Genomic DNA, 470 nt, shown 5'->3' with positions numbered 1-470 from the left:
CCGACGCTCCGATACCTTCATCTCGCTGCGGATCAGGTCGATACAGGCTCGACGACGAGCGGGGCTCAGAAGTTTCCCCGTGCCGCCTCCTTCAGAATGAGCTTGTCCAGTGTGAGGTCTGACACCGGCACTGTCAGAAGGAATCCGGTTGAGGGAGGCTTGGCGGTTTCGTAGCGTCCGTGAATGACAAAGCGCGACCCGTTCAAGTATTTCCAGAGCAGTCCTGAGATCATCCGCCTAGCGGTGATGATGTACATCCGGTTCCCGCTGTCGCTTCGAAACGTCGAGGATCTACTGCACGAGCGGGGCGTCGACATTAGCCATGAGACGGTTCGATTCTGGTGGTGTTCAGTCCCGGCATTTGGTGGATCGGATCGACATTGAATCTGTCTGGCTCTGAAGTCCAGATCTTGCAGATGTATTCGTATGGCGTGAGACCGCTGAGGGTCTTGAGCCTTCGGGCGAAGTTG

General features: G+C 56.6%; 2 pseudogenes. One reads left to right on the top strand and one right to left on the bottom strand.

The window, feature by feature from the left end:
• Positions 1-125 (bottom strand): annotated as a pseudogene (locus EU800_RS26240) (IS3 family transposase); the annotation flags it as partial.
• 58 nt (positions 126-183) lie between these two features.
• On the opposite strand from EU800_RS26240, the pseudogene EU800_RS27845 reads away from it, so the two are divergent.
• Positions 184-342: pseudogene (locus EU800_RS27845) on the top strand (IS6 family transposase); the annotation flags it as partial.
• Positions 343-470 lie beyond the last annotated feature (128 nt).

The organism is Tropicimonas sp. IMCC6043 (assembly GCF_004146235.1).
In the GTDB taxonomy this organism is placed as follows: Bacteria; Pseudomonadota; Alphaproteobacteria; order Rhodobacterales; family Rhodobacteraceae; genus Tropicimonas.
The sequence above is the reverse complement of the archived record's forward strand: the minus strand, read 5'-3'. Positions and strand labels throughout refer to the sequence as shown.